This window comes from Roseibium sp. RKSG952 (genome assembly GCF_009711355.1).
On the sequence record NZ_SMMF01000916.1, the window covers coordinates 1 to 26051 of the forward strand.

The 26051-nt window shown below is 56.4% G+C and carries 19 protein-coding genes; 12 read left to right on the forward strand and 7 right to left on the reverse strand.

Annotated features, from left to right (window positions below):
* Positions 1 to 173: 173 nt before the first annotated feature.
* A complete protein-coding gene (locus E1297_RS20040) occupies positions 174 to 1721 on the reverse strand; it encodes a trimethylamine methyltransferase family protein (RefSeq protein ID WP_155141556.1) in 1548 nt (515 codons plus the stop codon).
* Between the two features lie 449 nt (positions 1722 to 2170).
* Here E1297_RS20040 and E1297_RS20045 point away from each other — a divergent pair, with 449 nt between their 5' ends.
* The 4 genes from E1297_RS20045 (at position 2171) to E1297_RS20060 (ending at position 7648) form a co-directional block, all read left to right on the forward strand.
* On the forward strand, positions 2171 to 3781 hold the full coding sequence (locus tag E1297_RS20045) for an ABC transporter substrate-binding protein (protein ID WP_155141559.1): 1611 nt from the start codon (positions 2171 to 2173) through the stop codon (positions 3779 to 3781).
* 180 nt (positions 3782 to 3961) lie between these two features.
* On the forward strand, positions 3962 to 4918 hold the full coding sequence (locus tag E1297_RS20050; RefSeq protein ID WP_155141561.1) for an ABC transporter permease: 957 nt from the start codon (positions 3962 to 3964) through the stop codon (positions 4916 to 4918).
* Positions 4919 to 4928: 10 nt separating this feature from the next.
* On the forward strand, positions 4929 to 5993 hold the full coding sequence (locus E1297_RS20055) for an ABC transporter permease (protein ID WP_155141563.1): 1065 nt from the start codon (positions 4929 to 4931) through the stop codon (positions 5991 to 5993).
* A gap of 2 nt (positions 5994 to 5995) precedes the next feature.
* On the forward strand, positions 5996 to 7648 hold the full coding sequence (locus E1297_RS20060) for an ABC transporter ATP-binding protein (protein WP_155141565.1): 1653 nt from the start codon (positions 5996 to 5998) through the stop codon (positions 7646 to 7648).
* Between the two features lie 89 nt (positions 7649 to 7737).
* Here the strand turns inward: E1297_RS20060 and E1297_RS50810 are convergent, their stop codons facing one another.
* Complete coding sequence (locus E1297_RS50810; protein ID WP_256372742.1) at positions 7738 to 7860, reverse strand: hypothetical protein; 123 nt, start codon at positions 7858 to 7860, stop codon at positions 7738 to 7740.
* Positions 7861 to 8476: 616 nt separating this feature from the next.
* Here E1297_RS50810 and guaD (E1297_RS20065) point away from each other — a divergent pair.
* The 4 genes from guaD (E1297_RS20065) to E1297_RS20080 all read left to right on the forward strand — a co-directional run bounded on the left by guaD (E1297_RS20065) (position 8477) and on the right by E1297_RS20080 (position 13875).
* Entirely contained in the window at positions 8477 to 9835 is a 1359-nt protein-coding gene (guaD, locus tag E1297_RS20065; RefSeq protein ID WP_155141567.1) for a guanine deaminase, read from the forward strand.
* A gap of 6 nt (positions 9836 to 9841) precedes the next feature.
* Positions 9842 to 10798: an antibiotic biosynthesis monooxygenase gene (locus E1297_RS20070; protein ID WP_155141569.1), complete on the forward strand. Its 957-nt coding sequence runs from the start codon at positions 9842 to 9844 to the stop codon at positions 10796 to 10798.
* A 284-nt stretch (positions 10799 to 11082) separates the two neighbouring features.
* Positions 11083 to 12363, forward strand: coding sequence for an Nramp family divalent metal transporter (locus E1297_RS20075; protein ID WP_196223369.1), 1281 nt, complete (start codon positions 11083 to 11085; stop codon positions 12361 to 12363).
* 54 nt (positions 12364 to 12417) lie between these two features.
* Positions 12418 to 13875, forward strand: a complete 1458-nt coding sequence (locus E1297_RS20080) for an MATE family efflux transporter (protein ID WP_209015884.1) — start codon at positions 12418 to 12420, stop codon at positions 13873 to 13875.
* A gap of 79 nt (positions 13876 to 13954) precedes the next feature.
* On the opposite strand, the gene E1297_RS20085 is transcribed toward E1297_RS20080, so the two are convergent.
* The 3 genes from E1297_RS20085 to E1297_RS20095 form a co-directional block, all read right to left on the reverse strand.
* Positions 13955 to 14992, reverse strand: a complete 1038-nt coding sequence (locus tag E1297_RS20085; RefSeq protein ID WP_155141575.1) for a YHYH protein — start codon at positions 14990 to 14992, stop codon at positions 13955 to 13957.
* Positions 14993 to 15303: 311 nt separating this feature from the next.
* Positions 15304 to 16614, reverse strand: a complete 1311-nt coding sequence (gene guaD / locus E1297_RS20090) for a guanine deaminase (RefSeq protein WP_155141579.1) — start codon at positions 16612 to 16614, stop codon at positions 15304 to 15306.
* An 83-nt stretch (positions 16615 to 16697) separates the two neighbouring features.
* Positions 16698 to 17774 carry a cation diffusion facilitator family transporter gene (locus E1297_RS20095; protein WP_155141581.1) on the reverse strand — a complete coding sequence of 359 codons (1077 nt, stop codon included), beginning with the start codon at positions 17772 to 17774 and terminating at the stop codon, positions 16698 to 16700.
* 98 nt (positions 17775 to 17872) lie between these two features.
* Between E1297_RS20095 and speB the strand changes: the two genes are divergently transcribed.
* The gene (gene speB, locus E1297_RS20100) at positions 17873 to 18835 is read left to right on the forward strand and encodes an agmatinase (RefSeq protein ID WP_155141583.1); all 963 of its coding nucleotides are present in this window, start codon (positions 17873 to 17875) and stop codon (positions 18833 to 18835) included.
* 9 nt (positions 18836 to 18844) lie between these two features.
* Here speB and E1297_RS20105 read toward each other — a convergent pair whose 3' ends face one another.
* Together E1297_RS20105 and E1297_RS20110 are read right to left on the reverse strand one after the other, a co-directional pair.
* Positions 18845 to 19438 (reverse strand): DUF6653 family protein, encoded by a 594-nt coding sequence (locus E1297_RS20105; RefSeq protein ID WP_155141585.1) that lies wholly within the window; start codon positions 19436 to 19438, stop codon positions 18845 to 18847.
* A gap of 374 nt (positions 19439 to 19812) precedes the next feature.
* Positions 19813 to 21618, reverse strand: coding sequence for an alpha/beta hydrolase (locus tag E1297_RS20110; protein WP_155141587.1), 1806 nt, complete (start codon positions 21616 to 21618; stop codon positions 19813 to 19815).
* 794 nt (positions 21619 to 22412) lie between these two features.
* On the opposite strand from E1297_RS20110, the gene E1297_RS20115 reads away from it, so the two are divergent.
* From E1297_RS20115 to glpX, 3 genes are read left to right on the forward strand one after another with little or no spacing between them, the layout of a single operon-like run.
* The gene (locus tag E1297_RS20115; RefSeq protein WP_155141589.1) at positions 22413 to 23630 is read left to right on the forward strand and encodes an LL-diaminopimelate aminotransferase; all 1218 of its coding nucleotides are present in this window, start codon (positions 22413 to 22415) and stop codon (positions 23628 to 23630) included.
* 36 nt (positions 23631 to 23666) lie between these two features.
* Positions 23667 to 24992, forward strand: coding sequence for a homoserine dehydrogenase (locus E1297_RS20120; protein WP_155141591.1), 1326 nt, complete (start codon positions 23667 to 23669; stop codon positions 24990 to 24992).
* A gap of 56 nt (positions 24993 to 25048) precedes the next feature.
* On the forward strand, positions 25049 to 26044 hold the full coding sequence (glpX, locus tag E1297_RS20125) for a class II fructose-bisphosphatase (RefSeq protein WP_155141593.1): 996 nt from the start codon (positions 25049 to 25051) through the stop codon (positions 26042 to 26044).
* Positions 26045 to 26051 lie beyond the last annotated feature (7 nt).

Consider the following 26051-nt stretch of genomic DNA (forward strand, 5'->3'; position numbering starts at 1 on the left):
TGAAAGGCGTTCCGTGACCACTTCATCTCCGTCCCAAACAGATGACAATGTGCAGAATTGGCGGGTTCAGCCGCACAGACCGGCAATATGCAGAGGTCTCATTATACCATTCGCAGACCCGAAAAGCGGGTAGATCGTAAGGATCTATCCGCCATACGTTCTGTCTCTCCAGCTCAGTATTCCTGGTTCAGGGCGTCCATTGCCGGGATTTCGCGTTCCCGCCGGGCGATGTAGTCAAGGAGCGCCTCGTTTCTGGCGTCGTCGAGTTTGGGTTCCTGATACTCGCTCAAGAGCTTTTTGGCCTGGTTCAGCGCCCGTTCGGTGATCTCCACTTCACCTTCCGCTTTCCATTGCTCGATCGAGTTGTTGTCGAACATGTCGGGCATGAAGAAAGCGCGCTGAAAGTTTGCCTGAGTGTGAGGGTGGCCGAGATAGTGGCCACCGGGCCCGACATCCCGAACGGCTGCAAGGGCTTCGTCAAAATCATCCCAGCGCGGCCCTTCTGCCATCCGGTAGACCATGGCACATTGTTCGGCATCGACGATGAATTTGGCAACCGAACAATGCATGCCGGCTTCGTTCCATCCGGCTGCATGCCAAATGTAGTTTGCACCGGCATGGACCACCGCATTGAGTGTCGTGGCGCTTTCATAACCGGCCTGGGCATCAAAAGTCTTTGCGCCGCCGAGTGATCCGGATGTGCGCCAGGGAATGTTGTAGTGCCTTGCCATTTGCCCGATCAGGAAGTTCATCAGGCTGATCTCGGGCGTTCCGGCCATGGGCGCGCCGGATTTCATGGAAACCGTGGACAGATAGTGGCCGTAAATCGCCGGAGCGCCCTTGCGAATCAATTGGGTATAGGCAAGAGCACTGAGGGCTTCGGCATTCAGCTGGACAACCGCCGGAACCACGGAAGCCGGTGTATTGGCACCGCCGAGAACGAAAGGCGAGCAAAGCACCGGCTGGTTGCGGCGGCAAAAGGCGCGCATGGCGCCGAGCATCGTCTCGTCCCAGACAAGGGGGGAATTGCCGTTGCAGTTCCCGGTCGTGACCGGATGATCTTCCAGATAGTCTTCGCCAAACAGGATCGCGCACATCTCGATGACGTCTTCGGCATTCTTGGGGCTTGTCGTCATGCCCATGAAGGTCTTGTCGGAGTGCTTCATCGACGAATAGGTGATGCGCAGATGCCGGTGGCTGATCGGATGATCATACGGTTCCACGATGTGGTGGGCGCTGGAATGCAGCGCCGGCAACATGTGGCTCAGCTTGTGAAACATCGCGAGATCTGCAAGCGTCGGGTTGCGCCGCTCGTTTTCAAGATCCCGGATGAAGGGAGCGCCGGTCATGGGCACAAACATCGAGCGGTTGCCGCCCAGCGGGATGTTCTTGTCCGGATTGCGGGCATGATAGGTGAAGCTTGACGGGATGGTACTGATCAACTCACGGATTAGACCCCGGTCCAGGTAAACCCGTTCACCGTCTACTTTCGCCCCCGCCCTGGTCCAGTCTTCAAGGGCAATCGGATCGCGGAAGATAATGCCGACATCTTCGAGAATGGTCATGGACGCATCATCGATCCGCCTGATTTGATCTGCGTCCAACGGCTCGCAGAGCGGCAGCTTGCGGGTGAGGCCGGGGAGCATTTCGTGATGGGGCGCGGTGCGTATGGCCCTGCGGCCGGCGCGTCCACCGCCACGGCTGCGCGTTGCGATATTCATTGCCACCTCCAGATCTTTAGGGAATTTCCATGAATATGCGCTTGGTGATAGTGTTTGCCCTGCCGGAAAGCGAACACAACCACCATTTTCCGACATTCCCCGGGGCCAAAACGAAAATAGGCGGCAATAGCATTGCCTATAATAGCTGCAAGGTGGCCGCACAAAGCCCGAGCCGTCTGTAAATGATCAAATAATAACAGAGGCCTTTCAATAATTTATAGAAATAATGTGCTGGTGATGAATTGTTTTGCTGCGTTGCGAAATATGTTTGCTCGAGCGCAAAAAAATTTAAGATTAAATTGATTGCCAGGGGGTGGCCGTGATCCATTGGTTCGTGTTTTGCTACGAATCTGTCGCAATAGATATTTGCCGGGCGGGAAAAACAAAAGAATCTACGCTTGGAAAACTGGCTGCGATGAAGCGAAACGGGATTCCGGAAGGGGAGAACAATGTCAAAGTCAAAAGATACCGAGTTGCTTAACCGTTTGGAGAAAGCCGCGCGCTCTGGCGGGATCACGAAACGGGACTTTATCCGCTATTCAGTGATGGCGGGCGTGACGGCTGCAACGGCGACCGGCGTATGGACCACAAAGGCGAGAGCCCAACCGAAGTCTGGAGGAACGTTCCGTTGGGGACTTCACGACGGCAACACCTCCGATACGCATGATCCCGGTACTTATGTGACACGCCAGATGATCTTTCTGGCTCACACGCATCGCAGCTATCTGACGATGATCAATGGCGACGGGTCGTTGGGGCCTGATCTGGCCGTGGCATGGGAAGCCAGTCCGGATGCATCCGAATGGGCCTTCAAACTGAACGAAAACGCCTATTTTCATAGCGGGAAAAAGGTAACGGCTGACGACGTCATAGCCTCCATCAATCACCATCGCGGCGATGACACCACTTCCGCGGCCAAGTCGCTTCTGCTCGATGTCGTCGATATCAGAAAGGACGGCGACTATGCGATTGTGGTCGAACTGTCCGGCGGAAATGCCGATTTCCCCTGGCTCATGACCGACTACCATATGGCGATTTGCCCGGCGAATGAAGATGGCTCGATCAATTGGCAAACCGGGGACGGTTCGGGTCCATACAAGATAGAAAACGGTGAATTCGGCGTTCAGTTCAACCTGAGCCGTCATGACGGTTGGCATGGGGAGGGAGCTTATTTCGACAATGTCGAACTCATTGTTCTAAACGACCCGAATGCGCGTCAGACAGCTTTGATGACCGGTGACGTCGATGCTGTGTCTTTGATCGAATTGAAAACGATGGCGTTGTTGCAGCGCAATCCGAACATCAAGATTCACAATATTCCGTCAGCCGGTGCCATCACAATGCCGATGCATTGCAATCGTGCGCCTTTTGACAATGTGGATGTCCGGAATGCGTTGAAACTCGCAATTGACCGCGATGAAATCATCAACAAGATCACCTTTGGAGCTGCAACGAAAGGCAATGACTTCCACCATTCTCCGGCTCAGCCTTATTGGCCGAATGATGTTGTTCAGCGGGAATACGACCCCGATCAGGCCAAGTCCCTTTTGAAAAAGGCCGGTATGGAAGGTCTTTCGGTGAGCTTGAGTGCGGCCGACAGTGTTTACGCCGGTGCCGTTGATATGGCTGTCCTTTATGCTGAACAGGCCAAGAACGCCGGGATCAACATTCAGGTCGTGCGGGAACCGAATGACGGTTACTATTCCGATGTCTGGCTCAAGAAGCCATTCTGCCTTGTCTCCTGGGGCGCACGCCCGACGCCGGATGTGATGTATACGTTGGCCTACAAGGACGGTGCCGCTTGGAACGAGTCATTCTGGCAAAATGAACAGTTCAACCGGTTGCTGCTGGAGGCCAAGGCCGAGCTGAACGATATCCGGCGGGCCGATCTGTATCGCGAAATGGCCATTCTGGCCCGCGATGACGGCGGCACGATCATCCCGTTCTTCAACAATTTCGTCTACGCCAACAGCGCAAGGATCGGGACGCCTGAGCAACTTGCTGCGAGCTGGGAAAATGACGGAGCACGGGCCGCAAGCCGCTGGTGGTTCGAAAACTAACAATATCAAGCTGCGGTAAAACAAACCGCGCCGTTAAAAATGGCTGTCCCGGGCTCCGGGGCAGCCTTGGGGATCATAACCGGGCACCGGGCGAGGCAAATACATGCAAGTGGAGCGGCGGAAAAAAATGCGCCTACAGCATGTCTAAAAGGGCCGGGCGTCCAAGTTCTGGAGGAATATATGGGGGACATCCTTAAGCTGGTCCTGAAGAGACTGGGCTTGGGTGTGATCACGCTTCTCGTGGTTTCAATCCTGATCTTTTTTGCTGTCGAATTGCTTCCCGGTGATATTGCCGAAGCGGTTTTGGGCCAGGGGGCGACACCGGAAACGGTTGCGGCTCTCAGGGAAAAACTGGGCCTCGATCAACCGGCAATCTGGCGGTATTTCCAGTGGCTTGGCGGTGCATTGACCGGCGATTTCGGAGTGTCCCTTGTCTCGGGTGAAAGGGTGAGCGCAGCCATCAATGACCGGTTTGTCAATACCCTGTTTCTGGCAGCATATGCTGCGGTGATCGCGGTTCCGGTCTCCATCATCCTCGGTGTTATTGTTGCATTGCTGCGAAACACGCTGTTTGACCGGGTCGCCAACGTTTTGACACTGACGTCCATTTCGTCGCCGGAATTTTTCCTCGGCTATATCCTGATCCTTTATCTGGCGGTCAAATCAAACTACTTCCCGGCGATCGCGAGCCTGAGTGCTGACATGAGTTTCGGCGAATTGTTGCACCGGACCTTCCTCCCGGCCCTGACTCTGGTGCTCGTGGTCACTGCCCACATGATGCGGATGACGCGGGCCGCAATCATCAATCTTCTGGCGTCGCCCTACATTGAAATGGCCCGGCTGAAAGGCGTGCCACCCTGGAAAATCATCGTCAGGCATGCACTTCCGAATGCATGGGCTCCGATCATTAACGTTGTTGCCCTGAACCTTGCTTATCTCGTCACAGGGGTGGTGCTGGTCGAGGTTGTGTTTGTTTATCCGGGAATTGGCCAGCTTCTTGTCGATGCCGTTGCAAAGCGGGATTTCCCGATCGTTCAGGCAGGATGTCTCATTTTTGCTGCGACCTTTATTCTGCTCAATCTGGCGGCTGATGTCGGGGCGATCCTGACCAATCCGCGTTTACGGCATCCGAAGTGAGGGCAGCGACATGAGCACTTTCGTAATAGGTTACTATGCGCTGCTGATCGGGGCGTCCTGTCTGGCAGCTTACTACAAGAAACGCAGCATATTTCTGGTCATCTTCTCCCTGACATTGATTTCGTTTGTCATGGGGATCATTGGCGGAACATCGGCCCTGCGGTTCATCACCATTGCGGCCGGGTTGCTTGCCCTGGCTGCCGGCATTTCGTTTGCTTTCCGTGAATTCCTGATCATCATCACGCCAACCGGTGTGGCCAAGGAGCTTAGAACCGCACCATTGACCGCTGCGTTTGGGTTGTTCGTGATCTTTACCTACGCAATCGCCGGTATCTTTGCCCCCATTATTGCACCGTTTGGCGAGGCACAGGTTGTATCGTCGGCGTTTGCGCCGCCGGACGACACGATGCTGCTGGGGGCCGATCAGCTCGGGCGCGACATGTTCAGCCGGATTATCTACGGTGCGCGCAACTCGGTAGGGCTTGCGCTTGTTGCCACAGCTCTGGCCTTCTTTGTTGGCGCTTTTTTCGGCTTGCTGGCAGCGACCAAAGGCGGATGGTTTGATCAGTTCCTCGGCCGCGTCGCCGATGTGATCATGTCAATTCCCTCGCTGATCTTCGCCTTGTTGATGCTTAGTATTTTTGGAACGAATCTGGCGGTGATCGTCGTCGTGGTGGCGGTCATTTATTCGCCGCGTGTGTTCCGTCTGACCCGTGCCGTGGCCGGAAACGTCGTGGTGATGGATTACATCGAGGCGGCAAAACTGCGGGGCGAGGGTACTTGGTATCTCATTCGCCGTGAAATCCTTCCGAACTCGACAGCTCCCCTCATTGCAGAGTTCGGTCTGGAGTTCTGCTTTGTCTTCCTGTTGATCGCTGGTCTGTCTTTCCTGGGGCTTGGTATTCAGCCACCGACTGCCGACTGGGGGTCGATGGTGCGCGAAAACGCGACGCTTATCTCATTTGGCGAGCTGACCCCGCTCATTCCTGCCGCCGCCATCGCGTTGTTGACGGTCTCGGTGAATTTTGTCGTCGACTGGATGTTGTTCCGGTCCTCCGGTCTGAAGGAGGTGTGATCATGGTTCCCAAAAAAGATATTCTGCTCCAGATCAAGGATCTGCGCATCGAAGGCTACTCCGATGAACAGTGGGTGGAAATTGTCCATGGCGTCGGCCTGACCTTGCACAAGGGAGAGGTTCTTGGCTTGATTGGCGAGTCTGGGGCGGGCAAGTCGACCATTGGTTTGGCCTCCATGGGCTTTGCCCGGGACGGCTGCCGGATATCCGGCGGCTCGATCGAGTTCGATGGCATGGAATTGACAACCACCCCGGAATCGGACCTTCGCGCCTTGCGCGGATCCCGGATCGCCTATGTGGCCCAGTCTGCGGCGGCATCCTTCAATCCGGCCCACCGCATTATCGACCAGCACACGGAAGCCCCGATCCAGTACCGGATTCAGAAGCGGGTCGAGGCGCAGGAAGATGCGATGGAGCTCTACCAACGCCTGCGCCTTCCCAATCCGAACGAGATCGGGTTTCGTTATCCGCATCAGGTCTCCGGTGGCCAGCTGCAGCGGGCCATGACCGCCATGGCCATGGCATGCCGTCCGGATCTCATCATTTTCGACGAGCCGACAACAGCGCTGGATGTGACGACCCAGATCGAAGTGCTCGCCGCCATTCGCGACATCGTCGATCAGTTCAACACGGCAGCGATCTATATCACTCACGATCTCGCGGTGGTCGCCCAGATGGCGGATACCATCAAGGTACTACTCAAGGGAGAGGAAGTCGAGGAGGCCCCAACGGAACAGATGCTGGACAGGCCGAAGGAAGACTATACCAAGAGCCTCTGGGCAGTCCGCAGTTTCAAGCGCCCTCAAAAACACCGGCCGTCCGGCGCAGATGCCGTGCCCATCATATCCGTCCAGAATGTCGATGCCGCCTATGGCAAGACCCGGGTTCTGGAAGATGTGTCATTCGACGTGTATCCGGGCATGACGGTTGCCGTGGTCGGAGAATCCGGGTCGGGCAAATCAACGACCGCCCGATGCATCACGGGCCTTTTGCCCCCGACAAAAGGGCAAATCCTGTTCAATGGCGAGCCGCTTCCGCCGCGCTATCAGGATCGGAGCAAGGAGCAGCTGCGGCAGGCGCAAATGATTTACCAGATGGCCGATACCGCCTTGAATCCCAAGATCAGGATCAGCGAGATCATTGGCCGTCCGGCAAGATTTTATAGCGGGTTGCATGGCGCCGCGCTCAAGAACCGTGTCGATGAACTGCTGGATCTGATCGAACTGGATCCGGCCCGGTTCTACAACCGCTATCCGCCCGAGTTGTCGGGAGGCCAGAAGCAGCGTGTCGGGATTGCGCGCGCACTGGCGGCAAATCCGTCCTTCATCATTTGCGACGAGGTGACCAGCGCACTTGATCAGCTGGTGGCCGAAGGAATCCTGAAGTTGCTGGACCGTCTCCAGGAAGAGTTTAATCTGGCTTACATGTTCATCACACATGATCTTGCGACCGTCCGCTCGATCGCGGATGAGGTGGTGGTCATGCAAAAGGGGCGGGTGGTCGAGCAGGGCCCGAAAGACGTGATGTTCACCCCGCCTCATCACGCCTATACGGATCTTTTGCTGTCGTCCGTTCCGGAAATGGACCCGAACTGGCTGACGACCTTGCTGGAGGAGCGGGGAACGGATGCAATCGGGGAAGCGGCCAAACTGTAAGCCGTAAGAACCGGATCTTTGAGAATGCAAAATGCCCCGGCAAGGTCTTGCCGGGGCATGGAGAAATTCCATCAAGGCCTGCTGCTTTTTCAGCCAACCATGAGATATCCGGTCAACGCCATGATCCCGACGATCAGGGCATACACACCGACGAGCGCGGGCCAGCTCGCGCTATGCTCCCGGTATTCGCGAATGAGATCATCCCGTGTCATTTGCCGTCCATGTCCACGTAATTTGCAGATACAAAGTAATTGCCGCGTAGGTAGCGAACACCGCTCGGGTTTTCAACAGGGGCCGCGCAAAAAAGATTGGTCCAGTCCCGCTGATCCGTGTGGAGCTGGTTTGGATAGGTTTGCTTCGTTCCAAGGATTGGCAAGAGAGTGAAAAGCGCAGAGCGGATCACTTTCATGGCTAACGCAAAGCAGGCCGGCAGGTGACGATTTCTTTTTAGAGGCGCGGCGAAGTGTCATTGGATGCTTGACCCGTCAGGTTCGCCAATCCCGTCAGTGCATCTGCTGTAATTAGTATTAATTAGCGATGATAAAATATTTCTCTTTCTTCTTCGTCGGTCAAAAAGTGCTGAATGGGCCTGTTGGACAGAATTATGTTCGAATTTTGCTTCTTTTTGATTTCAGGATTTAGGAAATTCGTGATCTGAGAATGAATTTTCGGAAGATTGAAAATTATTAATTTAATTTGGTTGTTTAATTATCTGTTTCAGTGCCCAACTATCTAAAGTTTGTGACTTCGGAAAACTTTTCAGTGCGCTTGCTTCAAATAATTACGCTGCGTAATCTTTTCCGACTGATTTGCTTGGAGACAATTATCATGAAGGGAATTAGAGGCACATTTTTGGATTTTCTGGCCGATCCTTATTACACGGATGAGACGGAGGCCATCCGATATCTCCGCGATGGATTGCTGGTCATTGATGGTGAAAAGATCAAGGATTTCGGGCCCTGGGAACAGTTGAGCCAACGGTATCCCGATCTGGAGGTCACCACTTACAAGGACCGATTGATTCTGCCCGGTCTGATCGACACCCACATCCACTACCCGCAGACGGAGATGGTGGCAGCCTATGGGGAACAGTTGCTGGAGTGGCTGGAAAAATACATCTTTCCGACCGAGCTCCAGTTCCGGGACAAGCTGCATGCGCGCAAAATCGCTGACGTGTTTCTGGATCTGCTTCTGGCCAATGGAACCACGACCGCGCAGGTTTTTACCACAACGTTCGCCCAATCCGTCGATGCGTTTTTTGAGGCCTGTACCGAGCGCAACATCTGCATGATCGCCGGGTTGACCGGCATGGATCGTCCAGGCCTGGCGCCTGAAGAGTATCTTGACACTGCGGAAACCTTTTATGTGAACAGCAAGGATCTGATCGAGCGCTGGCACAACAAGGGCCGAAACAAATACGCGATTTCACCAAGGTTTGCCCTTGGCAGCACGCAGGAGCAGCTTGATTGCTGCGGCAAGTTGAAAGGCGAGTATCCGGATACATGGGTCAACACCCACATGTCGGAAAACAGAAAGGAAATTGCCCAGGTCGCGGAGGTGTTTCCGGATGCCAAGGATTATCTCAATGTCTATGAACGGGCGGGTATCGTCGGGCCGAAATTCACTGCCGGACATTCAATCCATCTGGACAATGATTGCTGGCACCGGATGGCGCAATCGGACGCGTCGGTTTCCTTTTGTCCTGCCTCAAACCTGTTTCTCGGCAGCGGTCTTTTCTTGATCGAAAAAGCTAAGTCGGTGGAAACGCCTGTACGCACGGGTCTCGGGACCGACATGGGTGCAGGTGACACATTCTCGATCTTCCGTGTCTTGAACAGTGCCTACAAGGTTTCGGCCTTGCAGAACCAGAAAATGGGCGTTTTCAAGGGGCTTTATCTTGCGACACTCGGCGGGGCAAAGTCCCTTCATCTCGATCACGAAATCGGAAGTTTCGATCCGGGCAAATTTGCGGATTTTATCGTAACCAATCCGAAAGTGACGTCTGTTCTTGCGATGCGGGCGGCCCGGGCGGCAATCGATCCCGGGAGCTCGGAGGAGGAACAGGCCCGGGAGCGATTGGCGCATGAAGCCTTCGGGATGATGATCCTGGGTGACGAGCGTCCTGTCGAGGCCACCTATATCAGCGGCCAATTGCTTTACAAAAAAACTTCAAACTTGATCGGATAAGAAACAATGTCTGACTACGGAAGACGGGCAACCGTTGTGTTGTCCAGGGATGTGCCAGACGATCGGGATCTTGATTACCGGAACTGGCATCAAAACATCGTTCACATTGCCTCCGACAACGGAGGGCTTTTGGAAGCCAATCTCTATGAACCAATTACCGGCGTTCAGAAGGAGTGGATTCAGGTTTTCATTTTTGAAACCGAGGAAAATCTCCGGAAATTTATCGAAAATACAGACTACCAACAGCTTCTAAAGGACTCTGAAAAAGAATTCGGTACTGCCGCAAGCCAGCAGGTGATGATCAATCGGAAAGAAAGCAGTGTTCCGGTTACGGTTGTGGTGTCGCAAAAGGTGAAGGCGCAGCATGCCAGGGACTATCAGAAATGGCAGCTCGAGATCGACAAGGTCGCACGCACCTATCCCGGCTTCATGGGCACAGAGATGATCAAACCCATCAAGGGTATTCAGAAAGAGTGGGTCGTCGTGTTCCGCTTTGACAGCCCCGAGCATCTCGAAAACTGGTTTTCGTCTGACGACCACAAGCGTCTGATCAAGAAGGCTGAACCCTTTTTTGACAAGGTGAATTACAAGCGGATTGGTCGGGGTTTCGAGGACTGGTTCAATCACACCTACGGAGAGCAGGCAGCGGAGACATCACCGCCGCAATGGAAGATGGCGATGATCATCCTGTTGGTGCTCTATCCCTTGGTGATGATTATATCCGACTGGATTCTGCCATTCATCAAGGCCCTGCCGTTCGCCCATCAGATGTTCGTGTCGAACGTTATCAGCGTTGCGGTACTGACATGGTTCGTCATGCCGGCGATCACCTGGGCATTCGAATTCTGGCTGCGGGTGACGCCTCCGGTCAGCAGGAGGACGACATGGTTGGGAACGATCCTGATCCTCGTCCTTTATGTTCTCTCGGTGATTGTCTTTTCCATCATACCGACGCCTTGGTAGCCTGTTCAGGACTTGCTTGTCAGGAAATGGCATTTGTGCAGCGGCGGAGCGTGGCCGCTGCATAAATTTGAGTTCTGGAATTCCGCGTTGTGGCGGAAGGAGAAAAAGGCGCATGTGAGCCTTTCAGTTGCAGGTTTTCGCTGCAGTGGACTGAACGCCGCTGGCTCTTGGCAGCAATATGTCCTCAAATGCCTACAACTCGGATTGAAAATTCCTATTTGCAAGTGAAAATCAATTGCAAAAGCTGTTGTGTGCGGCTGTCCGGAGGGTGCGACGTGCAAAACATGACCCACAGGACCCAAGACGGCATCCGGGCTGTTCTTGCAGGTGAACGCAGAAGCTTGCGGGCAAGGCTCGTCTTCGCCGGGCCGGCGATCGTTGCCTCGATCGCCTACATGGATCCCGGCAACTATGCCACGAACATTCAAGCGGGCGCTGGCTACGGCTATCAGCTCCTGTGGGTGGTGTTGTTGGCAAATCTTATTGCGATGCTGTTTCAGGCGCTTTCCGCGCGGCTTGGGATCGTAACGGGCAAGAACCTGGCGGAGTTGTCGCGGGACAACTTCCCGAAATGGGTCGTCTGGGTCATGTGGGCAGTCAGCGAAGTGGCGGCCATGGCCACTGACCTTGCCGAGTTTCTGGGCGGAGCCATCGGGCTTGCACTCCTGCTGGATCTTCCCCTGATCGTTGGCATGGGGATCACGGCAATCATCACCTATGCAATCCTTGTGTTCGAGCGGCAGGGGTTCCGGCCGATCGAGCTTATCATCGGCGCGTTCGTGGGCATCATCGGGTTGTGTTATCTCGCAGAGATCCTGATTGCCCCGATAGACTGGAAGGCGGCAGGACTTGGTCTTGTTCAGCCCGTGATCGCAGACAACACGGCCCTTCTGATTTCAGTGGGGATTATCGGGGCCACGGTCATGCCACATGCGATCTACCTGCATTCCGGGTTGACCCAGTCCCGGGCTGTATTGCGTCACGATGACGACCGGAGGCGGGTGCTGCGTTTTTCCAACATCGAGGTCATCGTGGCGCTGACCGTGGCCGGTCTGATCAACATGGCCATGGTGATGATGGCCGCCAGCGCCTTTCATCAGGGGTATTCTCAGGTCGCCGAAATCGAGACCGCCTATCATACACTGACGCCTCTGCTCGGCGCGGCCGCGGCCGGCCTGTTTCTGGCTTCGTTGATTGCATCGGGTGTTTCGAGCTCGGTTGTCGGAACCATGGCCGGACAGATGATCATGCAGGGGTTCTTGCATTTCCGCGTTCCGATCTGGGTAAGGCGTCTCGTGACCATGGTGCCGGCCTTCGTTGTGGTTGCGATGGGGTACAATGCCACGGAAGCTTTGGTCATCAGCCAGGTCATTCTGTCCATCGCCTTGCCGGTGCCAATGATTGCGCTGATTGTCTTTATCTCGCGTAAGGACATCATGGGCGAGTTCGCGATTGGGCGGCTGACAAGCGGTCTTGCAATTATCGGAGCAGCCATTGTGCTGGGATTGAACTTTGTATTGCTCGCCCAGACGTTTGGCGTCCGGATCCCGTTTTTGCAGGGTTAGATGTACGCCTACCCGCTGTGCCGCCAGAAATGATTTGGCAGAGCCTGTGTGATCATGGCAAGAGGACCGGGGTCTTCCCTCGGCCTGCTCCGAAATCCTGCCCAATTGGTGATCATGAATCAGGCGAAATTTCTCACCGGCAATTTGTTCCGGCATGTGACCGTGATGTCCCTGACATCCTCGGTTGGCCTGATGGCCGTGTTTGCAGTCGACTTTGTCGACATGATTTTCATTTCGATGTTGGGCAAGGCCGAACTGGCTGCTGCCGTCGGATATGCGGGCGCGATCCTGTTTTTCACGACCTCGTTCAACATCGGGGTGGCGATCGCAGCGGGAGCCTTGGTTGCACGGGCTCTGGGGTCTGGCGATCAGGAGTTGGCACGGCAGAGGGCCTCCAATGCGCTGCTCGCCGGAACCATCTTTGCGGTGCTGTTCTCGTTGGTTGTTTGGCAGTTTCTGGACCCGCTGGTCACATTGATCGGTGCCAAGGAGCCTGCTCATGAGTTCGCGGTCGATTATCTTGCCATTGTCGTTCCGACCTTGCCGTTCCTGTTGTTGGGTATGGCCGGAGGCGCGGTCCTGCGTGCACATGGCAATGCAAAATGGGCAATGTTCGCAACTGTTTTCGGCGGACTGGTCAATGCGGTGCTCGATCCGATCTTGATCTTCGGGTTCGGGCTCGAGTTGACGGGGGCCGCTCTTTCGAGCGCGGCCGCGCGCGTAGCGATCGCCGCCTCGGCGCTATATCCGATCTTCCGCTTTCATGGTGGCTTGGCTTTTCCGCGATTGCCGGATTTCATCAGGGACCTGCCGCCAATCGCGGCAATCGCCTTCCCGGCGATCCTGACGCAATTGGCAACGCCGGTCGGACAGGCCTTCGTAACCCGCTGGATGGCAGGGTTCGGCGAAGATGCGGTTGCAGGTATGGCGATTGTTGCGCGTATGACGCCAGTGGCTTTCGGGACGATTTTCGCCTTGTCGGGAGCTGTCGGGCCGATTGTCGGCCAGAATTGCGGGGCAGGGCAGTTCGACCGGGTGCGCCGCACGCTTGCCGATGCGCTTCTGTTCACCGGTCTCTTTGTGCTCGGCATGACGGCGCTGCTGTTCGTCTTGCGCCAGCCCATTGCCGATCTCTTTGAGGCCGATGGGATCGCTCTGACGCTGATCTACCTGTTTTGCGGTCCGCTTGCGCTGGCGTTTTTCTTCAATGGCGCATTGTTCGTGTCGAATGCCTGTTTCAACAATCTCGGGCGTCCGTTTTACTCAACCTGGCTGAACTGGGGGCGCCACACACTTGGTACGATCCCTTTTGTCTGGCTGGGGGCAATGCTCTACGGCGCGCCGGGCGTTCTGATTGGGCAAGCACTCGGCGGCATTCTTTTCGGTGTGGCCGCCGTTGTTCTCGCCCGTTGGACAATCCGCGATGTCGAGTTGCATGGTGGTGCCCCGAAGGGGCCCGGCATATTCCAGCGTCAGGCCCGGCAGGTTATCCTGTTCTTCGCACGCCGCTAAGTCTGGCGGGTTTTGCAGGCGTCACTGGCAATTCTTTGACTTTGGTTCTGCCCGGTTTCCGCCTGAAGCGCCGGTCTTGTCACGGCGACGGGGGCGGAGGTGGGCGCCGGACCTGAGTGGCGTCACAGTTCTGACTGCCCGGTGACGAGGCGCAGCCCTGCTCTCCGGTCACGCATCCGATGATGCCGTTCACGCCGACAGGTGCCGCGTGATAGTGATAACCGAGTTCGACAGAGCTGTGCCCGCCGCAGTCGTCTAGGTCTACGGGCGGCTGGCGATCAACATTCAAGCGTTCGTAGAGTCCGTAGCCGTCCATGGCAATCCCGACTTGCGCGGCGTGCCCGCTGGGCTGCCCGATATTTTCGACGCAACTGGTGACGAAGTGATAGTGGTATCCCTCATACGGATTGACGTGGCCGCCGCAATCGTCAAATGGCGCAATGTTATAGGCCTTCAATATCGCCTGAATCGGGGCGGGGCCTTCGAACCGAACACCGTTGAGGGAGACGCCGGCACCTGGCTGATCCCGCAAGGGAGCAGGGCTTTCGGCTTTGACGGGATTGAGCGGGATGAAGAACGTTTTTAGCGGTGAGGTGACGGTCTGGTCCGTCTCGCACTGGGCGCAGTAGTAATAGTATTCTGCCCAGACATCCGGCCGCGCGGCACCGAAGCATGCGTCGAAGGACTTCGTGACAAGTACGTCACCAGTCTGCGGATCGTACATCCTCCAGTTCGGGTCGTCGTAGAAGGTGGCCAGGTTCTTGATGAAAGCGCCGTCTGCGCTGTAGACCTTGCCGTCCTTGATCCAGATGCCCGCGTCCTCGGATCCGCTGTCGACCGTTTCGGGGCACCAGGGACCAGGCTCATAGCTCGGGGATTGCTTGAGCACCAGTTTAACGCATTGGGTCCTGGTGCCACCGGACAGGGTGCATTCCACCTCTTCCGTGTCCTGCATGATGGCATCCGGGCTCACATGAGCGAGGAACGACTGAAGCGCTGGTGACGCATTGGGCGGTATGGTCAAGGGGCCGAAATCATGGGCCTCGACGGGCTCGAAGCCTGCAATGATGCCTGCTAAGAGTGCGAGACCGGCGAAACGCTTCACAAACCTGCTCATCAGCTCCTCCCAAAACCGAGGTTCAACCGGATCGGTGAAGAGTTTAAGTGAACACGATCACAGGTGATTATGAAACGGATTTTGTGACCAGTGAATGCATTTTGCGTGTTTGGCAGAAGAATACGGGGTCAAAAAGCGCTGGGTCGGTCACGACCCTTGTGTGTCTCGCTTTTAGTATCGGCATTTTGAGCAAGGAAGTGTGCAGATGTACCCTGGATCATCAACCGGCGTCAGGGACGTTCCGGGTCACAGGCAGCATATTGTTTCCTGGGCGAGGATCTCGCGCACCGTGACCCGGGAAGTCCCCAAACTCAGGCAGATGTCTTTGATGCCTGCCCTGCCACATATGTCTCGACAACCGACCGGTCGTCGCCAAGGGTTTGCAGGACAAAGAGTTCTTCGGACAGGGTTTCGACCGTCTCCATCCGCAAGGCCATCGCGGGTGTGGCCTTTGCATTGAGTACCACGATGTCCGCATCCGTACCGGCGTCAAGAGTTCCGATCCTGTCTGACAGGGACAGTGCCTGGGCGTTGCCGAGCGTGGCCCAGAAAAACGCGGTCAGGGGATGCAGGCGCTGGCGTTGCAGCTGCAGGATCTTGTAGCCTTCATCAAGGGTTCTGAGCATGGAATAGCTGGTGCCGCCGCCCACATCGGTCGCGACCGCCGTGCGGATACCTGCATTCTCAACTTCCGCCTTGTCGAACAGTCCGCTGCCGAGAAACAGGTTGGATGTCGGGCAGAACACCGCCACCGAACCGGTTTCGGACATGATTTCCCGTTCATGGGCGCTCAGGTGAATGCAGTGGCCAAAGAGACTTTTGGGGCCGAGCAGCCCGTATTTGTCATAGACGCCGAGATAATGGTCCTCTTCCGGATAAAGCTCCCGGGTGAAGGCAATTTCGTTATGGTTTTCCGAAAGGTGGGTCTGCAGGTGACAATCCGGATGTTCACGCAAGAGCGTACCTGCAGCTTCGAGCTGCTCAGGCGTCGAGGTAATGGCAAAGCGCGGAGTGATCACGTAGTGCGCGCGGCCCCTGCCGTGCCACTTTGAAATCAATGACTTGCTGTCGTCGTAGCCGCTCTGGGCTGTGTCGCAAAGCGCATCGGGCGCGTTGCGGTCCATCATGGTCTTGCCGCCGAGCATCAGCATGCCGCGCTGTTCCGCCTCTTCGAAATAGGCATCGACGGAGTTCGGATGGCTTGAGCAATAGGCGACCGCACTGGTGGTGCCGTTGGCAATCAGGGCGTCATAGAAGCCGTTTGCAATCCTCTTGCCATGCGCCTTGTCTGCGAAACGGATTTCAGCCGGGAAGGTGTAGTCGTTCAGCCAGTCCAGCAGCTGGTCGGCCCAGGAGGCAATCACTTGCGCTTGCGGGAAGTGAAGGTGGGTGTCGATGAAACCGGCGCAGATCAGATGGGGACGGTGATCGGTGACGGGTGTTTCGGAAGGGGCCTTTTTCACGACCTCGTCAAAACTGCCCGAGGCAAGGATTTTGCCATCTGCGATCAGAACCGCGCCATCTTCCTCATAGGTGAATGCGTGGCGATCTTCCGGGGATTTGGGCTCGGACCGGAAGGACAGGATGCGTCCACGCAGGATTTTTGTCTTTATTGTCGTCATGGTGTCCCCGGATGTCTTGTTCAGTTCTGGTCAGGCAAACCTTTGCCTTCTAGTCCGAACAAAAAGGGGAGGCAATCCATTGACTAGCCTGCAGGACGCTGCGCTGGGGATAGTGTTTCCACCTCGATGGTGGCATGGCCGACGCCATATTGATCTGCCAATCGTTGCCGGATCAACTTGACGGTCATTTTCGGGCAGGCTCCGTCCGCAATCGTGGCATGCAGGGTCGCGTTGACCTTGCCTTCCGCCAGTGACCACAGATGAACGTGGTGGATGTAGGAAATGCCCTGAATGTTTTGAACGAGATCTTCGGCCATGTCGGAACGGTCGATTTCCTCCGGCGCGCCTTCGAGCAGAATATGGGCCGACTGGCGCAGGACCGAAATGGCGGAGCGAACAATCAACAGACTGACGAAGACCGAAAGAATCGGGTCAACCGGGAACCAGCCCGTGAAATAGATAGTCACCGCCGCAACAATTGCGCCGACTGAGCCCAGAAGATCCCCCAGAACATGCAGAACGGCCGAGCGGATGTTCAGCGAGCCGTCGCCGCCACGGCTTAGAACCAGAAATGCAGCGATGTTCACAAACAGCCCGAGCACGGCAATGACAAACATGGGTCCGGCCAGCACCGTTTGCGGATTGAGAAACCGTTCCACGGCTTCAATCGCAATCCATGCGGTGACAGCCAGTAGGAAGATCGCATTGGCGAATGCAATCAGAACCGGCAAACGGTCTCGGCCATAGGTCAGACGCGCATCGGCCGGTTTCTTGGATTGCTGAAAGGCCCACCATGCCAGCCCGAGCGAGCCCGCATCCGTGATCATGTGCATGGCATCGGCAATCAGCGTCAGGGAACCGGCCAGCCAGCCGCCGATCAGCTCGGCAAACATGAAACCGGTGATCAGCAGGCAGGCAATACCGACCGCGCGGGCATTCCGGTCCGTGACTTCCGGCGTATGGGAATGCGCATGGCCGCCATGATCGTGGGAGTGGTTATGGCTATGGTGGTGCCCATGCTCCGCAGAATGCTGACGATGGTTGTCGCAGGCTGAAGGATTGCAGGAAGCAGCCTCGAAGGCGCTCCCGGTTTTGGCCTGATCATAGCAGCAACCGTCCGATGCGGCTGCGCGCCCGTCTTTGATGTCAGGATCTGCCATGCCACCAATGCCTTGAGATGTGAACAATTGACCTGATCACTTGTCTGTGGGACCTGTTTAGCAGGTTTTCAATGGTCACTCACAGGGTAATACGCTTGATGGATACCAAACTTCCGCGGCAAACGGACAATGCATTTCTCGGGCGCGATCTTAAGGGCGGGTCCCACGAGCCGACCTATGCGGGGGCTTTGAGTTTCATGCGCAGGCGCTACAGCCGCGACCTGAACGGGGTCGATCTGGCCATTTGGGGCATCCCGTTCGATGCGTCCGTGTCCAACCGCCCGGGAGCGCGGTTCGGTCCGCAAGGTGTCCGCCGTGCGTCGGCGATCTTCGACGGCGATCCGCAATATCCGTTTGAATTTGACCCGTTCGAAGTCTTGTCCGCAGTCGACTACGGGGATTGTGTCTTTGACTATGGCGAAAACCCCTCCATCCCAGGGCATATTCAGCATCAGGCAACCGGCATACTGGACGCGGGGACGCATCTGTTTTCCATCGGCGGGGACCATTTCGTCACCTTTCCATTGCTGAAGGCTCATGCCGCGAAACACGGCCCCCTCGCGCTGGTGCAATTCGATGCCCATCAGGACACCTGGGATGACAAGGGCAACCGGATCGACCATGGCACGTTTGTGGGCCGGGCAGTCCGTGAAGGGCTGATTGATCCTGACCGGTCGATCCAGATCGGGATCCGGACCCATGCGCCGGAGACTTGCGGAATCGAGATGATCTACGGCTATCAGATGGATTCACTGGGCATTCAGGGCGTGATCGACAGGATCGTGGACCGGGCAGGCGCAGGGCCTGCCTATATGACCTTCGACATTGATTGCCTCGACCCGGCCTTCGCACCTGGTACCGGCACGCCGGTGGCCGGAGGCTTGTCTTCCCGGGAGGCCCTGTCGATCCTGCGCGGACTGGGGGAGGTCAATTTTGTCGGCGGAGACGTGGTCGAAGTTGCACCCGCCTATGATCATGCCGACATCACATCCATTGCCGGCGCTTCTGTTGCCCTGACCTATATCGGTCTTCTGGCCGAAAAGCGCCGGATGAGTGACTAGAGGCAGTGTTCAGGCGCTCTTGCGTTTCCGCTTTGTGTTGTCGTTATCGGCCGCGACCGCCCAGAACCTGTAGAGCGGATGGGCGGTTTCCATCTTGTTGAAGACCTTTACCATACGGTCCTGAAAGCTGATGTGGGCTGCCATCGCGATTACGAGGCCTGGCACTGCGATCACGGGGAGGGCCTCAATGCTCCCCCAGATCATGACGCCGGTGCCGATCATCCAGGTAAAGAACATCGCCAGCGCGTTTCCAGCATCGTCATTCGGGATTGGCAACTTGGCCCTGTTGAGCCAAATGCGTTCGCCATAGACTGATTTCGCCGCCCATCGCAGGTTGCCTTTTGGTCTTCCGAAGAGACGTGGCGCGAGCATCATGATCACAACGGTTGCGCAAGTCAGCAGGAACGCCGGGCCAGTGCCGAGCGCCACGTGCGACCAGATGGCGGCAGAGAGTGCAGGCAGTCCGAGGATCCGGAAATAGACCGTGGCCGGATAAACCTTCTGTTGCCAGAGCGGTCCGCGCGCCAGAAAGGGTTGGAGTCGACTTCTCTTGACCGGGCTTGCATCTGCCCTGTTTGCCGGCTTGATCCGCTGCGCTTGCATGGAAAATCGCTCGCCTCTGTTTTCTGGCAGCTTATACCGCAGTCAGTGTCAGGCAAGCAAATCGGGTTCTGCAATTGTAGGTTTTGACGATGTTCGAGGCCAATGCGTTGAAAACCTGGTTCCCGGCTGGCTGAGTGACATGAAAAAATTATTATTTCCAACCAATTAGGCAAATCAGTTGTCTAGCAAGTTTATATCAGTCCTCGTCAGTGGTCCAAAAACTGAATAAAGCGGGAAAAACCCGTTAGACAACAGGATTTTTCCGGCATCGGCTCAAGCTGCAAACAGAATTGCTTTTGGCACAAGATCTGTTTGATGTTTCGGCCTGCAGCAGAAGGCTTGTGGATCATCTGCTGCAGGCAGTCTGACGGGCCTCAGATGCGCGTCATGACATAAGAGCCCGGCGCATCTTCGAGCAGTTTTGTCCTGTAGGCTCCGGGCTTGCGTGCCTTTGCCAGCGTGTCATCCTGCTTCCGGATCCAGGCATCCCAATGGGGCCACCAAGATCCCGGATGTTCGGTCGAGTCGCGGATCCAGTCTTCCAGTTCGCCTTCGGGCTTGCCGTTGACCCAGTACTGGTACTTGTTCTTGTGTGGCGGATTGACGACGCCGGCAATGTGACCTGAACCGGACAGGACGTATTCGACTGGGCCACCGAAGAAGCTGCAGCCCAGAAACACGGACCGAGGCGGTGCGATATGATCCTCACGGGTGGCCAGATTGTAGATCGGAATGGTCACTTTCTTCAGATCCAGCCGCTCGTTGTCGATGATCATGTCACCCTTAGACAGTTTGTTGTCCAGATAGCAATTACGCAGGTAAAATGAATGGTTGGCGGCCGGCATTCGGGTGGAGTCTGAATTCCAGTAGAGAAGGTCGAACGGAAATGGATCCTTGCCCTTCATGTAGTTGTTGATGACATAGGACCAGATCAGGTCGTTCGAGCGCAGCATATTGAAGGCGGATGACATCTTGCTGCCATCCAGATAGCCGTTTTCGGCCATGCGCCGTTCCAGCAGGCTGATCTGTTCGTCGTCGACGAAGACCTTGAGGTCGCCCGCGTAGGTGAAGTCGACCTGTGTTGTGAAGAAGGTCGCTGTCTTGATCCGGTCATCGCCTTTCTGGGCCATATAGGCGAGGGTCACCGCCAGAAGGGTCCCGCCGACACAATAACCGATCGCGTTGACCTCCTGCTGACGTGTCGTGCGCTTGATCACGTCGAGGGTGTTGAGAATGCCCTCCTTCATGTAGTGCTCGAAGCTTTTTTCGGCTTGCCGCTCGTCCGGGTTGACCCAGGAGATCACAAAAACCGTGTGGCCTTGATCCACTGCCCACTTGATAAAGGATTTCTCGCGCGTCAGGTCCAGAATATAGAACTTGTTGATCCAGGGTGGCACGATCATCAAGGGGCGCTTGAGGACGTCTTCGGTCGTGGGGCTATATTGTATGACTTGGCAAACGTCGTTTTCCGCAATCACCTTGCCGGGCGTTGTTGCGAGGTTCTCGCCAAGCTGGAACTTGGACGGGTCTGTTTGCCGGATTTTCAATTCACCGCGGCCGGAGCGCAAGTCCTCGACCAGGAACTCCATACCCTTGACCAGATTCTCGCCATTGCTCTCCATGGTCAGGCGCAGAAGTTCAGGGTTGGTCAGCAGGAAATTTGACGGCGAGATCGCATTGGAAATTTGCGTCACATAGAATTCAGCCTTGTGGCGGGTGTGTTCATCCAGCCCTTCGGCCTCCAGGACCAGCTCCTCCGCCCATTTGCTGGTGATCAGGTAAAGCTGCTTGATAAAGTCGAAGAACTGGTTCTGGTTCCACTCCGGATCGGCAAACCGTTTGTCGCGCGGTTCCGGCTGGACAGTCGGCTCGCAAGGCTCGCCGAGCATCCGTTTCAGGGAGCTGTTCCACAGGTTGATGTAGCCCGACCACAAGCGTGACTGTGCCTCGAAGGCGCGCTGCGGGTCCGAGACCCAGTATTCACCGACCTGCGCAAGGGTCTTGATGACGCCGGACAATTCGTCGGCGCCGCTGTCCTTGATCTTGCCCTGTTCGCGCGGCTCGATGTAGGCCGCCATGGCCTTGCCAGCTTGTTCAAGTGTCTTCGCCAGATTTTGCGCGAAGGCTTCGGGGTTATTGATAATGTATTGCAACATTGGATGCTGGCGATCGTCAGCCATCTCAGCAGATTCCCTCCGACATTTTGAACTGCGCTTGCGGCAGGCTGCCCGGTATACGCAGTGTTTGCGCAATCCCGGTCAGTGACGCGGTTAACTCCCGGCAATATCAGCAATTTATGACACAACTTCTGCCGTTGCGTCGAATGCGAAAAAACGCCTACACTTCTTTCGTTCGGTTGCAATTTGGATTGGCGGCAGAGCGCGACGGCAATGACACCTCTTTCAATCGGGAATTGCTCATTGAGAATCATCCTTTTAATTAACTTGTGTTTTATAACAGGTATTATCTCAGGTTGCGCGTCTGATCCAGCAACTTCTGTCGCTGATGTGTTTCGCAGGTCATCCTCTCAGGAGCGGCACAAGACCGAAAACATTCCGGTGGCCGAAACAACGGAAAAACCGCTTGGGTTGCTCGATGAAAGTCAGCAACAGGCGACGATAGACTATCTTCGGTCATTGTCTCAGGCGTCGGGTGCGCAATAGTGGCTGCTAAAAAAGGCTGCGATGCGCGTGCGATCGGGGGTCGTTGGCTTTCTGGCTTTCTGGCTTTACGTTGTAATTTTTCCGAATGCAGGTGTTTGAAGCCCGCTGAGCGTACGTGCCTCCCGATGGAGGGCTATGCGCAAGTTTAAATCGGTTCGTATTCATCCTCTGCAAATTTAGGTGGCTAGGCGCGGAAAGCGGGTGCGTATCGTTGAAGAGGCTGTTAAAAGGGCGCCGCGTGTGTGCTCCCATGATCACATGTGGGGTGCGCTTACTTGATATGAATTCTTGAGATTGCAAGGACCCGCGTCATGGAGCAATTCCATAAAACCCGGCGGCTTCCGCCCTACGTCTTCGAACAGGTCAATCGACTGAAGGCAAAGGCGCGAGCGGCGGGCGCGGACATCATTGATCTCGGAATGGGGAACCCGGATCTGGCAACCCCGCAGCATATCGTCGACAAGCTGACAGAAGTCGTTCAGGATCCGAGAACGCACCGGTATTCCGCGTCCAAGGGCATTCAAGGGCTGCGAAAGGCGCAGGCTGCCTATTATGACAGGCGGTTCGGTGTGAAACTCAATCCGGATACCCAGGTTGTGGCCACGCTTGGCTCCAAGGAAGGCTTCGCCAATATGGCGCAGGCAATCACGGCGCCCGGGGATGTGATTCTCAGTCCGAATCCGAGCTATCCGATCCATGCGTTCGGATTCCTGATGGCGGGCGCTTCAATCCGCTCGATTCCTGCCGAGCCCGGGCCCGAGTTTTTCCATGCGCTTGAACGCGCGGTGATTCATTCGGTTCCGAAGCCGATTGCTATCATTCTGTGCTACCCGTCTAATCCGACCGCCTATTGCGCGGATCTGGAATTTTACCGTGACGTTGTGGCTTTCGCGCGCAAGCATGAGATCTTCATCCTGTCCGATCTGGCTTATTCCGAAATCTATTTTGGCGATACGCCTCCGCCGTCCGTCCTGCAGGTTCCCGGCGCGATGGATGTAACGGCAGAGTTTACCTCGCTGTCGAAGACATTCTCGATGCCAGGGTGGCGCATGGGCTTTGCGGTTGGCAACGAGCGTCTGATTTCGGCTCTCGCCCGGGTGAAGTCCTATCTGGATTATGGGGCCTTCACGCCGATTCAGGTGGCGGCCACGGCCGCTCTCAATGGTCCGCAGGACTGCATCGAGGAAACCCGCGCCCACTACAAGAGACGGCGCGATGTTGTGGTTGATTCCTTTGGCCGGGCCGGCTGGACCGTGCCAGCTCCGGAAGCCAGCATGTTCTGCTGGGTGCCGATCCCGGAAAAGTTCAAGCCGTTGGGCAGTCTGGAGTTTTCCAAGCTTCTGCTTGAAAAGGCAGAAGTGGCTGTTGCACCCGGAATCGGTTTTGGCGAGCACGGTGACGACTATGTCCGCATCGGTCTTGTTGAAAATGAGCAGCGCTTGCGCCAGGCCGCAAGGAATGTCCGCCGGTTCCTTGAAAGTGCAGATAAAACATTGCACAACGTGGTCCCGATTGGGGCCTCCGGATAAGAACCGCCAAAGACAAGAGACTGGATCTTCGAACACATGAGTGATGCGTTGAGAGTAGGGGTCGCGGGCCTCGGGACGGTCGGGTCGTCCGTGGTGCGCCTTCTCACCAAGCATGGCGCAAGGATTGCCCGTAACAGCGGCCGGGATGTTGTGGTGAGCGCAGTCAGCGCCAGAGACCGCAACCGGAATCGTGGGGTCGATCTGTCGGCTTACACTTGGTTTGATGATCCGGTCGACATGGCGCAAACCGCCGAGATCGACATTTTCGTGGAACTGGTTGGCGGCGACAATGGTGCAGCGGAAGAAAGCGTGCGGGCCGCATTGAAGCGCGGCATTCACGTGGTGACCGCCAACAAGGCGCTTTTGGCGAAACACGGCGTGGCGCTTGCTGGTCTTGCGGAACAAAATGATGCCTGCCTCAACTATGAAGCGGCCGTGGCCGGTGGCATTCCGATCGTCAAGACGCTCCGCGAGTCACTGGCTTCCAATGAAGTCAGCCGCGTCTATGGTATTTTGAACGGAACCTGCAACTACATCCTGACGCGGATGGAGACAGACGGCATCGGCTTCGAGGAGTGTCTCGCGGATGCGCAGCGGCTTGGTTATGCGGAAGCCGATCCGACCTTTGATATTGAAGGCAATGATACCGCCCACAAGCTTGCCATTCTGACCAGCCTGGCTTTCGGGACAAAAATCTCGAGCGATTCAATCTATCTCGAAGGCATCACGTCGATTACGACAGCAGACATTCAGGCGGCCGACGAACTCGGCTACCGGATCAAGCTCTTGGGCGTCGCGCAGCGTACCGAAACCGGAATCGAGCAACGGGTTCACCCCACGATGGTTCCAAAAACCTCGGCAATCGCGCAGGTGGATGGCGTTTTGAACGCGGTTGCGGTCGACGGCGATTTTGTGGGTGAAATCGTGCTGGTCGGACCAGGCGCCGGCGGCGATGCCACGGCTTCATCGGTTGTGGCCGATATTGCGGATATTGCCAGGGGCCATGCCGTGCCGGTGCTCGGTATGCCGTCCCATGATCTGGAAGACTATACCCGTGCAAGGATGCGCCTGCACGAGGGAGGGTATTACATGCGCCTGTCGGTCCTTGACCGTCCGGGCGCCTTTGCCGAAATCGCGATGACAATGGCGGATGAAGGCATCTCGCTTGAGTCGATTGTACAGCGGCGGGGTGCGGCGACACCTGGCGGTCCGGGAACCGGCGAGGAACAGACACCTCAACCTGTCATCCTGATTACCTATGAAACTACGGAGGTTGCCGTCAACAGGGCCTTGGAGACGATCATCTCGAAAGGCGTCGTTTCGGGACGTCCGCAACTGATCCGTATTGAGAAGCTTAAGTAATTGAACTGGGGGCGGCCGCATTTCTTGCGGGCAGCCGGGAGAAACTGGAGAATTTGATGTCGAACACGGATGTAGCCGCCTCCAGCGGTCTTGATCGGATTCTGACGCTTGAACTTGCACGCGTCAGCGAACGGGCTGCGGTGTCCGCAGCGCGTTTGCGGGGCCGCGGTGATGAAATGGCGGCAGATCAGGCTGCTGTGGATGCGATGCGCCGTGAGCTGAACCGCCTTCCGATCGACGGAACGGTCGTGATCGGCGAAGGCGAGCGTGACGAGGCGCCGATGCTCTATATCGGCGAAAACGTTGGCACCAAGCAGGGGCCCAAGGTCGATATTGCCCTTGATCCTCTGGAAGGCACCACGATCTGCGCCAAGAACCTGCCGAACTCCCTTGCCGTCATTGCGCTTGCGCCGGAAGGGGATCTTCTGAATGCTCCCGACAGCTACATGGACAAGATTGCCATTGGCCCGGGCTATCCGGCGGGATTGATTGATCTCGACGCGCCGATCGCTGACAACCTGGCAGCCGTTGCCAAGGAAAAGGGCGTGCCGATCAATGAAGTCACGGCCTGCGTTCTGGACCGTCCGCGCCATGCCCGGCTGATCGAGGATATCCGTGCAACGGGTGCTGCGATTCGTCTGATCGGTGACGGCGATGTGGCTGGTGTCATTCACACCACCGATCCGGAGGAAACCGGGATCGATCTATACGCCGGGATCGGCGGCGCGCCGGAAGGTGTTCTGGCGGCAGCTGCCCTGCGGTGTATCGGCGGGCAGATGCAGACACGATTGGTGATCACTCGTGACGAGCAGGTCGAGCGCGCCCATCGCATGGGAATTGACGATATCAAGAAGAAGTATACGCTTGAGGAAATGGCCGGGCCGGACGTCCTGTTCGCGGCAACTGGCGTGACTGACGGCAATTTCCTGCAAGGCGTGCGCTTCGGCCGCAATGACATCACGACCCACACGGTTGTGATGCGTTCGTCGACCGGGACGGTCCGCTACATCAAGGCCAAACATAGCGATCTCGAGAAGTTTCATCTCGACTGAGTAAAAG

Bases quoted from the DNA above. Each gene is read 5' to 3' on its own strand.
- E1297_RS20040 (WP_155141556.1), bottom strand. From the start codon at position 1,721: ATGAATATCGCAACGCGCAGCCGTGGCGGTGGACGCGCCGGCCGCAGG.
- E1297_RS20045 (WP_155141559.1), top strand. From the start codon at position 2,171: ATGTCAAAGTCAAAAGATACCGAGTTGCTTAACCGTTTGGAGAAAGCC.
- E1297_RS20050 (WP_155141561.1), top strand. From the start codon at position 3,962: ATGGGGGACATCCTTAAGCTGGTCCTGAAGAGACTGGGCTTGGGTGTG.
- E1297_RS20055 (WP_155141563.1), top strand. From the start codon at position 4,929: ATGAGCACTTTCGTAATAGGTTACTATGCGCTGCTGATCGGGGCGTCC.
- E1297_RS20060 (WP_155141565.1), top strand. From the start codon at position 5,996: ATGGTTCCCAAAAAAGATATTCTGCTCCAGATCAAGGATCTGCGCATC.
- E1297_RS50810 (WP_256372742.1), bottom strand. From the start codon at position 7,860: ATGACACGGGATGATCTCATTCGCGAATACCGGGAGCATAGCGCGAGC.
- guaD (WP_155141567.1), top strand. From the start codon at position 8,477: ATGAAGGGAATTAGAGGCACATTTTTGGATTTTCTGGCCGATCCTTAT.
- E1297_RS20070 (WP_155141569.1), top strand. From the start codon at position 9,842: ATGTCTGACTACGGAAGACGGGCAACCGTTGTGTTGTCCAGGGATGTG.
- E1297_RS20075 (WP_196223369.1), top strand. From the start codon at position 11,083: ATGACCCACAGGACCCAAGACGGCATCCGGGCTGTTCTTGCAGGTGAA.
- E1297_RS20080 (WP_209015884.1), top strand. From the start codon at position 12,418: ATGGCAAGAGGACCGGGGTCTTCCCTCGGCCTGCTCCGAAATCCTGCC.
- E1297_RS20085 (WP_155141575.1), bottom strand. From the start codon at position 14,992: ATGAGCAGGTTTGTGAAGCGTTTCGCCGGTCTCGCACTCTTAGCAGGC.
- guaD (WP_155141579.1), bottom strand. From the start codon at position 16,614: ATGACGACAATAAAGACAAAAATCCTGCGTGGACGCATCCTGTCCTTC.
- E1297_RS20095 (WP_155141581.1), bottom strand. From the start codon at position 17,774: ATGGCAGATCCTGACATCAAAGACGGGCGCGCAGCCGCATCGGACGGT.
- speB (WP_155141583.1), top strand. From the start codon at position 17,873: ATGGATACCAAACTTCCGCGGCAAACGGACAATGCATTTCTCGGGCGC.
- E1297_RS20105 (WP_155141585.1), bottom strand. From the start codon at position 19,438: ATGCAAGCGCAGCGGATCAAGCCGGCAAACAGGGCAGATGCAAGCCCG.
- E1297_RS20110 (WP_155141587.1), bottom strand. From the start codon at position 21,618: ATGGCTGACGATCGCCAGCATCCAATGTTGCAATACATTATCAATAAC.
- E1297_RS20115 (WP_155141589.1), top strand. From the start codon at position 22,413: ATGGAGCAATTCCATAAAACCCGGCGGCTTCCGCCCTACGTCTTCGAA.
- E1297_RS20120 (WP_155141591.1), top strand. From the start codon at position 23,667: ATGAGTGATGCGTTGAGAGTAGGGGTCGCGGGCCTCGGGACGGTCGGG.
- glpX (WP_155141593.1), top strand. From the start codon at position 25,049: ATGTCGAACACGGATGTAGCCGCCTCCAGCGGTCTTGATCGGATTCTG.